Here is a 9,447-nt window from a genome sequence, read left to right on the forward strand (position 1 = left end):
ATCTTTCTAGCGGCCTTGATTCCTTAGTACCTCCCCGTCCGGCTCAGCGCGCTCGCCGCAGGGCGCCCGATCTGGTCGCCGATCCAGCGGGCGGTGTTGATCAGGGCGTTCAGGTCGTAGCCGGTCGAGAAGCCGGCGCGTTCCAGCATATAGACCAGGTCCTCGGTTGCCACATTGCCGGTCGCGCCGGGGGCGAAGGGGCAGCCGCCGATGCCGCCGACTGAGGCGTCGAGGATGTCCACGCCGGCCTCGACCCCGGCGTAGGCGTTGGCCAGGCCGGTGTTGCGGGTGTCGTGGAAGTGCAGGCGCAGGGTGGCGTCGGGCGCGGCCTTGCGAGCGGCCTCGACCTTTTTGGTCACGCTCCACGGGTCGCCGACGCCGATGGTGTCGGCCAGGGCGATCTCTTCGACGCCGAGCGCGGCGATGCGGGCGACCAGTTCGCTGACCTGTTCGACCGAGACCTCGCCGTCGAAGGGGCAGCCCCAGACGCAGGACAGGGTGGCCGTCAGCTTCGGCGTCGCGCCGGGCGCGCCTTCTGCGTTGCGACGACCCGCCATGATGTCGGACAGCATCTGCACCTGCTGGTCGACGTTCAGTCCCTGGTTCTTCAGGCCGAAGCCGTCGGTGGCGGACATGGCGACATTGACCTCGTCCACCGCCGTGCCGAGCGCGCGGTCATAGCCCTTGCCGTTCAAAACGAGGCCAATGCGGCTGCGGCCCGGTGCGGGGGGCAGGGCGGCCATGACCTCTTCGGCGCCCGCCATCTGGGGCACGTATTTCGGGTGGACGAAGCTGACGGCCTCAATGCGTTTGGCGCCGGCGGCTTCCAGGCGGCGGACGAAGTCGGCGCGGACGTCTGGCGTCAGCACGGCCTTTTCGTTCTGCAAGCCGTCGCGCGGCCCGACCTCGACGATCTGGATGAAACGCCCCATCAGCGTGCGCTCCGTTCGCCGGCGCCCGCAGGCGCATAGACGGTCAGTCGCACGTCGTCGCCCGAGGAATAGTTGTGGCCGCTGACCACGCCGACGGCGCGCCCGGCGGCCCCGAGGTCGGCCAGGGCGCGGCGGAATTCTTCGTCGTCATGGGCCTCGACGATGGCGGGGCGGCCCTCGGCCAGGGCGCGGGCGGCGCCGGGGCCGTCGGTCAGCTGGGTGTCGCGTCCGGTCAGGAAGACGAAGCTGGGCTCATGGAAGGTGGTGATGGCCACCGGCCCCGGATAGCGGCCCTGGGCGGGGCTCAGCTCGGCCGATTCCAGCGTCTTCACCAGACGCGGGGCGATGGACAGGGGGCGCAGCTGGCGGATGGTCCCGGCGAGGCCGGCGTGGGCGATGACGCCGCACAGGATGGCGGCCAGAACCCCGGTGATCGCCGCTCGATTGACCAGCAGGAAGCCGCCGACGGCCGCCGCCATGACGGCGAAGACGATGGTCACGGTGGCCCAGGTCTGGGCCGTCGAACGCCCGAACTCGGTCAGGCCATAGACGGTGATGGCGCAGATGACGACAGCGGCGAACAGGCCGAGCAGGGCGCCGGAAATGCGCGAGACCTTGCCGATCGGCTGGGTCAGGGCGGCCGCGGCCAGCAGGGCGATCGCGCCGAAGGTGGGCAGGGTGTAGTGCCACAGCTTGGTCGGGGCGATCTCGAACATCAGCCAGGCGGGGATCAGCCAGCAGAGGGCGAAGCGGATGGCCGGCTCGGCGCGGCGATGCCAGCCCGTCGACAGGGCGGCGGGCAGCATCAGGGTGACGGGGAACAACAGCAGGGGCGACAGCAGCACGTACATGCCGAAGAAGCCGCCATGGCTTTCGTGAGCGCCGGCCAGCTTGGGGGCGAGGTCGCCGCCGATGGCTTCACGCCAGAAGCCGCCGTCGGTGGCGATGGTGATGGCGATGGCCCAGGGCCCGACCAGCAGGGCGACCAGGGGCAGGCCCCAACCCCACCCCAGCTTGCCTAGCCATTTGATGTTTCGATCCCAGACCGACAGGGCGATGATCGACAGGGCCACGACCAGAATGCCGATCGGTCCCTTGATCAGGATCGACAGGCCGATGCCCAGCCAGAACAGCAGCTTGTGCCAGCGGATCGGCTTCTCGTTGGCCCGCGTCACCATATAGATCCGCGCCAGCGCCGCCATCGAAAGGGTCGTCAGGCCGCACAGCATGGCGTCGGTCTTGGCGATGCCGGCCTCGGACGACAGAAGGAAGGTGGCGCCCAGCATGGCGCCCGCCAAAAAGCCCGCGCGATTGCCGAACAGCGCTGCCCCGGCCCAGGCCACGGCCCAGGCGGCCAGCATGGCCCCGAACAGCGACGGCAGGCGATAGGGCTGGATGTTGCGGTCCTCGACGTCCGAGGTCAGGCCGACGGCGACGGCCTGCATCCAGTAGATGCCGACGGGCTTCTTCCAGCGCGGCTCGTCCTGGAAGCGGATGTCGACATAGTCGCCGCTTTCCAGCATCTGCGCGGTCGCCTGGGCGAAGCGGCTTTCGTCGCGGTCCAGCGGCGGCAGCAGCATCAGGCTGGGCAGGCCGGCGAGCAGGGTCAGCAGGGCCGCCAGAACGGGGCCGCGCCAGCCGGCGATGAGGTGATCCAGGTTCGGGCGGTTCATGGCGCTGTCGTATCACGCCGACGCCGCCCCCCGGAAGCTTCAGCTTGTAACCTCTTCGCGCGGCCCGGTTTTCCTAAGGCCCGGCGATGCGCTACAGAGCGACAAATGACCGACAGCCCTGCCTCTAATCCTGACATCTCAGTCGTTGTGCCTGTGCATGACGAATCCGGCGCGGCCGTGCCTCTGGCGCGGGAGATCGCCGAGGCCTTCGCCGGCCGGTCCTATGAGATGATCTTCGTCAACGACGCCAGCCGGGATTCCACCCTGGCCGAACTTCAGGCGGCGATGGCGGAGCTGCCGACCTTGCGGGTGCTGTCGCATGCGACCAATGCGGGTCAGAGCCGCGCGGTGCGCACCGGGGTCCTGGCGGCGCGCGCGCCCATCATCGTCACCCTGGACGGCGACGGCCAGAACCCGCCCGCCGACGCTCCGCGTCTGGCCGACGCCCTGATCGCGGCGCCCGCCAATGTCGCCCTGGTCGGCGGCGTCCGCGCCAAGCGTCAGGATTCGAACGCCAAGCGTCAGGCTTCGATCTGGGCCAACCGTATCCGCAGGAAGCTGCTGTCCGACGACGCCGACGACACCGGCTGCGGGCTCAAGGCCTTCCGCCGCGACGTCTTCCTGCGCCTACCCTACTTCGATCACATCCACCGCTACCTGCCGGCGCTGACGATCCGCGAGGGCTATGAGAACCGCTACCTAGAGGTCGATCACCGCCATCGCGAAGTCGGTCGGTCGAAATACACCAACTGGGGGCGGCTGCGGGCCTCCTTCTCGGACCTGCTGGGCGTGATGTGGCTGAAGTCGCGCTCACGGCGTCCGGGCGCGATCAGCGAGTTCTGACCCGGCCATTCTGGTCTTGGGGGCCATATGGCCGCGCGCCGGAAACCGGGGTAAGCAGGGTGATCTGGAGGGACCGCCCATGCTGATCGCCATACCGCTGCTGGTCGTGCCGGTGGTGATCTACAATCTGGTGATCCTGCTCGGCGGAAGCGCGCCGGACGCGGTGCTGGGGCCGGCGTCGGTGCTGAGCGAAGTCCTGTTTCGCGTGCCGATGACCTCGGGCGCGGTGTGGAGCATCAGCGTAGGCGACCTGATCCTGTTCCTGTCGCTGATCCTGCTGTTCGTGGAGCTGTTGAAGTCGACCTCCAGCCAGAGGGTCGCCATCGTCAATCACGCCCTGTCGATGGTGCTGTTCGTCGTCTGCCTGGTCGAGTTCCTGCTGCTGCCGGGGTTTGCCGGATCGGTCTTCTTCCTGATCCTGACCATGGTGCTGCTGGACGTTCTGGCGGGTTTCATCGTCACCATCATCGCCTCGCGGCGCGACTTCGACATGAACCCGCGCTGAGCGGTCTGAAGCCTAGCTGAAGGCGACGAAGACCAGGGCGACCACGGTCACGTCGAAGAGGCGGGCGGCGAGGTTGAGGACGGCCATGGGCGAAACTCCGGTCGAAGACGCCGGAGCCGTCGCAAGCGCCATGCCATCAGCCGGTCAGGGCCAAGGTCAGGCTTGGGGCCCGGCTAGACCTCGGTCTGTCTCGCCTTGCCCACGCGAGGGCGACGGTCGTGCTTGCCCGAATATTCCGCGCCCAGATAGGTGGAGCGGGCGGCGTCCAGCACGGGCGGGCCCCCCTTGAGGCCGCGCTTCTGTCCCTTCTGGCCCAGCACCTGGGCGGCGAACAGGGCGGGCGGCGCCACCACAGGATTGGGGGGCGACACGGCAGGCTTTGCCGAGGAGGCGGCATGATCGACCCGCTCGCCCGCCGGGACCAGGCCCCGCGAGGCTTGTTCGGCTTTCGCTTCCGCAGCCCGCCGGTCGCGCCCGCGCCGGTCGCCTTCGCGGCGCTCGTGCACCGTATGGCCCTCGATCGGGCCGACCGGGCGCACGCTGTCGGTCATTTGCCGGCGCCGGCCAGGCGGTCGATCTGGGCGCGCATCTCGTCCATCTGGCGACGCATTTCGTCCAGCGCCGAGGCGCCGGCCGGCGCAGCCTTGGTTTCGGGCTCGGAGGGCTTCTCAGTTTCGGCTTCGGGGCGGCCATAGCCCGCCATGCCGGGGAAGATTTTCATGGCGCGTTCGAACATGGCCATGTTCTGACGCACGGCTTCTTCCATCAGCCCGCCGCCGGGCGTGCCGGCGAAGGTGCGGGTGAACTGGGTGCGAAGTTGCTCCTGCTGACGGCTGAAGCTGTCCAACGACATCTCCAGATAGGACGGTAGGACCGCCTGCATCGAGTTGCCGTAGAAGCCGATCAGTTGGCGCAGGAACTGGACGGGCAGCAGGGCCTCGCCCCGGCTTTCCTCCTCGAAGATGATCTGCGTCAGGATCTGACGTGTCAGCTCGTCATTGGTCTTGGCGTCATAGACGACGAATTCGACCCCCTCGCGCACCATCTGCGCCAGGTCTTCCAGCGTCACATAGGCGCTGGTGGCGGTGTTATAGAGCCGCCGGTTCGCATACTTCTTGATGACGACGACGCCGTCACGGGTTTTTCCGCCCTCGGATTTCTTGTCGGCCACGCTTGTTCTCGCGTTGTTGCAACGCCGCACTATCACGCGTTGCGAGCGCGAACGCCAGAGGGCGCCGCAAGGTCAGGCTGCGCCGGGGGCCAGAACCACGCCGACCAGGATGGCGGCCCAGTGAACGCCGGCCCCGGCGACGACGAAGCCGTGCCAGATCGCGCGACGGAATTTCATCTTCTGGCTGATGAAGACGAAGACGCCTGAGGTGTAGATCAGGCCGCCCGCGACCAGCAGGCCGAGCGCCAGCGGATGCACCGTCTCGATCATCGGCTTCAGCGCAAAGATCGCCACCCAGCCGAACAGCACATAGACCCCGCTCCAGAAGGCGTCGGAGATGCGCGGCGCGAACATCTTCACCGCGACGCCGGTCAGGGCCATCAGCCAGACGGCCAGGGTGAAGCCGATGGACCAGGCGCCCTCGAACCTCTGGGTGGTGAAGGGGGTGTAGCTGCCGGCGATCATCAGGAAGATGGCGGCCTCGTCCAGCCGCCGCAGCACGGGCCGCGCGGCGCAAGGGTGGGTCTGGTTATAGATGGTCGAGGCCGTCAGCATGGCCATCAAGCACAGAGCGTAGACGGCGGTGGCCACCACGGCGCCGATGCCGCTGTAGAGCCCCGCCAGCACCGCCAGGACGATCCCGCCGACCGCCGCCAGACCCAGGCCCACCAAGTGAACCCACAGATCGGCCAGACGCTCGGCGCGCGTCTGATAGTGCTCGATCATGTCGAGGTCGTCGGGCGTACAAACCCGGCTCGCCAAGGATTTCAGCCGCACCAGCATCACTCCGAAAAGCATCAGTCGAGGCTATCGTTCCCGACAGATTGCGCCCGGAGGATGACGAAGTGCTGTACTTCGCAACTGCGAGAGGTGACGCCGTGAGCGGAATGCGGCACAACCTCGCCCAGATTTCTCCCCGGAGTGAATATCATGACTGACGTAGTGATCGTTTCCGCCGCCCGCACCCCGGTCGGCTCCTTCCTCGGCGCCCTGTCCAGCCTGCCCGCCTCCAAGCTGGGCGAGGTCGCCATCAAGGCGGCGCTGGAACGCGCCGGCGTGGCTGCCGCCGACGTGGACGAGGTCATCCTGGGCCAGGTGCTGCAGGCGGGCGCGGGCCAAGGCCCTGCGCGTCAGGCCTCGATCGGCGCCGGCCTGCCCAACGAAACCCCGGCCTGGAGCCTGAACCAGCTGTGCGGCTCGGGCCTGCGCGCCGTGGCCCTGGCCTATCAGCAGATCGCTCAGGGCGATGCGAAGATCGTCGTCGCCGGCGGTCAGGAAAGCATGAGCCAGTCGCCTCACACCGCCCAATTGCGCAACGGCCAGAAGATGGGCGAGCTGGGCCTCAAGGACAGCATGTTGCAGGACGGCCTGATCGACGCCTTCCACGGCTATCACATGGGCCAGACGGCCGAGAACATCGCGAACAAGTGGTCGATCGACCGCGCCGCTCAGGACGCCTTCGCCGTCGCCTCGCAGAACAAGGCCGAGGCCGCCCAGAAGGCCGGCAAGTTCGTCGACGAAATCGCCCCCGTCACCATCTCGACCCGCAAGGGCGACGTGGTCGTGGATCAGGACGAATACATCCGCCACGGCGCCACCATCGAGGCGATGGAGAAGCTGAAGCCGGCCTTCGTCAAGGACGGCTCGGTCACGGCGGCCAACGCCTCGGGCATCAACGACGGCGCCGCCGCCCTGGTGCTGATGTCGGCGGATGAAGCCAAGGCGCGCGGCCTCGAACCGCTGGCCCGCATCGCCTCCTGGGCCACGGCGGGCGTCGATCCGTCGATCATGGGCACCGGCCCGATCCCGGCCTCGAAGAAGGCGCTGGAGAAGGCCGGCTGGACCGTCGCCGACCTAGACCTGATCGAGTCCAACGAAGCCTTCGCCGCCCAGTCGCTGTGCGTGGTCAAGGAACTGGGTCTGGATACGGCCAAGGTGAACGTCAACGGCGGCGCCATCGCCATCGGCCACCCGGTCGGCGCTTCGGGCGCCCGCGTCCTGACCACCCTGCTGCACGAGATGAAGCGTTCGGGCGCCAAGAAGGGCCTGGCCACCCTGTGCATCGGCGGCGGCATGGGCGTGGCCCTGTGCGTCGAGCGGTGACGCCTCGCTGACAGGCTGAAAAGCAAAAGGCCGGCGGAGCGATCCGCCGGCCTTTCTCATGTCTGGAACTGCGGGATCAGAAACCGCGTCGCCAGCTGCCCAGCAGGGCGTAGCCGGTAGGCGCGCCCGCGCGATGCTGTTCGTCGCGGCTTGCCACGGCCTCCAGTTGCAGCATGGACCCGCCGGGCAGGGGGTGCAGGCTGCGGACGCTGAAGTCGATCTGACGGCCTGACGGGCTGGCCGAGAAGCGGCGCTCCGAGAAGGTGACGTGATCGAAATACTCCAGCGGCACGTCGGCCAGGAAGGCGCTGAAGGTCCCGCTTTCGATGCGCAGCGGCTGGGAGATCTCCTAGGTCAGACGGCTGCACCCGAGGGCCCAGGAGGGGCAATCCGATTGCAGGGCCATGCGCCAGGTCGAGCTGACGGCGGCGCTGGACAGGTTAAGGAAACGACCCTCGATCTCGGTGCGGCCGAAGCCGGCCTCGCCGCTCAATACCAGGCCGCCACCCAGGGGCAGGTCGCCGCCGAAGGCCGCGAACCGCGTGCGTGACGGCAGGGCGAAGTCCGAGCGCGTCGGCATATAGGCGCCCAGTGGTCCCATCTTCTCGTCCAGCGCCCCCATGCTGAACGAAAGCCCGCCATGCTCGCCGCGCCAGTCCAGGGCCGTGCGGGCATAGGAGGAGACGTCCTGCTCGACCGAACGCAGCGGGGCGCGGCGGTCGCCGGCGCCGGTCTCGGCGCTGAGCGTCAGCGGGCCGAAGCCCAGGCCGTCGAAGACCATGGCCCCGCGCACCGCGTGGTCAGCCTGGGCCAGGGCGGCGAAGCCGTCGCCCGAGCCGGTGCGGAAGGGCGAGCGCGACCCGCCCTTGCCCTGCCAGGCGGCGAAGGACATCCGCCCGGCGGTGACGTCGAACAGGGCCTCCTGCCTAACCTCGTCGCCCAGCCAGGGGGCGTCGAAGGGGGTGTAACGGTTCAGGATCGGCTCGGGCGTCTCGACCGGCACGGCCGCGACCAGCGACAGCTTCGCCCCGCCGGGGCCGTCCATCGTCACCTGCGACTGACGCATGGGCGTGGGATTTTCCGGCTGATAGCTGCGGCGCGGGGCGATGCGATAGGCGGCGCCCATGTCGATGCGGAACAGGCGTTCGTACGCGTCATAGCCGATGGTGCTCAGCGCGCCCGTGCGGCCCATGGCGTCGCCGAACGGCCCGCCGACATAGGCCCCCGGTTCGATGGCGACATTCACCGGGGCGCCCTTGACTTGCGGCGATGAGGTCGTACCGACGGGTTGGAAGGCCTTGGCGATGTCCAGCAGGCCTCGGCCATAGACGACGTCGGCGCCCAGGTCGCCCGCTTCGCGCCCGGTGCGGAGCAGGATTTCGACGGCCTGCCTGCCCGTCAGATTGGGGAAGGCCTCCAGCAAAAGGGCCAGAGCGCCGGCCACGGCGGGAGAGGCGAAGGAGGTGCCGTTGACGCGCCAGCAACTGGTGTCCTCGCAATCGACGACGACGCTGACGCCCGGCGCCGACAGGAACCAGGACTGCGACACGCCCGCGCGGTTGGAGAAGTCGGCGATCTGATTGGCGGAATCGTGGGCGCCGGTGACGATGATGCCGCCCGCAAAGCGCGGGTCGCTGGCGTAGCGTCCCGGCCATTCCGGATTGGCCCCGGCCTCGTTGCCTGAGGCGATGGCGAAGACCACGCCGGCGTTGATCGCACGCTGCAAGGCGGCCTCGAACGCGAACCCCAACGGGCCTTCGCCGCCGAGCGACAGGTTGATGACCTTGGCCCCGTTGGCGACGGCGTAGTCCAGGGCATTGGCCAGGTCCGAGCCGCGGAAACAGACGGCGTTATCGGGGTCGTTGCATTCGCTGATGTCGGCCCGGATCGACAGGATGGTCGCATTGAAGGCGACGCCCACCGTGCCGAACCCATTGAACGGGGCGGCGATCACGCTGGAGACGCGCGTGCCGTGCGTGTCGCTGCCCTGAGGCTGATTGCGCCCCGCGACGATGTCGGTCGAGAGCGACGAGATGTTCGCTCCCAGATCCTGGTGGTTCAGCTTGATGCCGCTGTCCACCACGCCGACCGTGATCCCGCGACCCGTGGCGCCGGTCTGCCAGGCTGCGATGGCTCCCGTATTGGCCGCCCCGTAGTTGCGCAGATACTCGTTCGAGGCCGCGGAGGGGATGGCCGGCGGAGGGGGAGGCGGTGGCGGAG

At 68.5% G+C, this 9,447-nt stretch carries 10 protein-coding genes; 3 read left to right on the top strand and 7 right to left on the bottom strand.

The features are described from left to right. Positions 1 to 23: 23 nt before the first annotated feature. Both DXK21_RS12155 and DXK21_RS12160 read right to left on the bottom strand, forming a co-directional pair. On the bottom strand, positions 24 to 932 hold the full coding sequence (locus DXK21_RS12155) for a hydroxymethylglutaryl-CoA lyase (protein WP_114818043.1): 909 nt from the start codon (positions 930 to 932) through the stop codon (positions 24 to 26). Continuing rightward, entirely contained in the window at positions 932 to 2,605 is a 1,674-nt protein-coding gene (locus tag DXK21_RS12160) for an ArnT family glycosyltransferase (protein WP_114818044.1), read from the bottom strand. The genes DXK21_RS12155 and DXK21_RS12160 overlap by 1 nt, the downstream gene beginning before the upstream one ends. A gap of 105 nt (positions 2,606 to 2,710) precedes the next feature. On the opposite strand from DXK21_RS12160, the gene DXK21_RS12165 reads away from it, so the two are divergent. Next, entirely contained in the window at positions 2,711 to 3,448 is a 738-nt protein-coding gene (locus DXK21_RS12165; RefSeq protein ID WP_114818045.1) for a glycosyltransferase family 2 protein, read from the top strand. A gap of 79 nt (positions 3,449 to 3,527) precedes the next feature. Continuing rightward, complete coding sequence (locus DXK21_RS12170) at positions 3,528 to 3,953, top strand: hypothetical protein (protein ID WP_114818046.1); 426 nt, start codon at positions 3,528 to 3,530, stop codon at positions 3,951 to 3,953. A 173-nt stretch (positions 3,954 to 4,126) separates the two neighbouring features. Here DXK21_RS12170 and DXK21_RS12175 read toward each other — a convergent pair whose 3' ends face one another. From DXK21_RS12175 to trhA, 3 genes are all read right to left on the bottom strand, one after another. After that, a complete protein-coding gene (locus DXK21_RS12175; protein WP_114818047.1) occupies positions 4,127 to 4,504 on the bottom strand; it encodes a hypothetical protein in 378 nt (125 codons plus the stop codon). Continuing rightward, positions 4,501 to 5,124, bottom strand: coding sequence for a polyhydroxyalkanoate synthesis repressor PhaR (phaR, locus tag DXK21_RS12180; protein WP_114818048.1), 624 nt, complete (start codon positions 5,122 to 5,124; stop codon positions 4,501 to 4,503). Before phaR ends, DXK21_RS12175 begins: the two co-directional genes overlap by 4 nt. 72 nt (positions 5,125 to 5,196) lie before the next feature. After that, entirely contained in the window at positions 5,197 to 5,907 is a 711-nt protein-coding gene (gene trhA / locus DXK21_RS12185; protein ID WP_114818049.1) for a PAQR family membrane homeostasis protein TrhA, read from the bottom strand. A 147-nt stretch (positions 5,908 to 6,054) separates the two neighbouring features. Here trhA and DXK21_RS12190 point away from each other — a divergent pair, with 147 nt between their 5' ends. Then, positions 6,055 to 7,227 carry an acetyl-CoA C-acetyltransferase gene (locus DXK21_RS12190; RefSeq protein WP_114818050.1) on the top strand — a complete coding sequence of 391 codons (1,173 nt, stop codon included), beginning with the start codon at positions 6,055 to 6,057 and terminating at the stop codon, positions 7,225 to 7,227. A gap of 76 nt (positions 7,228 to 7,303) precedes the next feature. On the opposite strand, the gene DXK21_RS16965 is transcribed toward DXK21_RS12190, so the two are convergent. Further along, a complete protein-coding gene (locus DXK21_RS16965) occupies positions 7,304 to 7,519 on the bottom strand; it encodes a hypothetical protein (protein WP_245945205.1) in 216 nt (71 codons plus the stop codon). 57 nt (positions 7,520 to 7,576) lie between these two features. Then, positions 7,577 to 9,447: S8 family peptidase (locus tag DXK21_RS12195; RefSeq protein ID WP_245945206.1), on the bottom strand; the 1,871-nt coding region annotated here is incomplete at its 5' end.

The sequence above is a fragment of the Brevundimonas bullata genome, assembly GCF_003350205.1.
Classification (GTDB): domain Bacteria; phylum Pseudomonadota; class Alphaproteobacteria; order Caulobacterales; family Caulobacteraceae; genus Brevundimonas; species Brevundimonas bullata.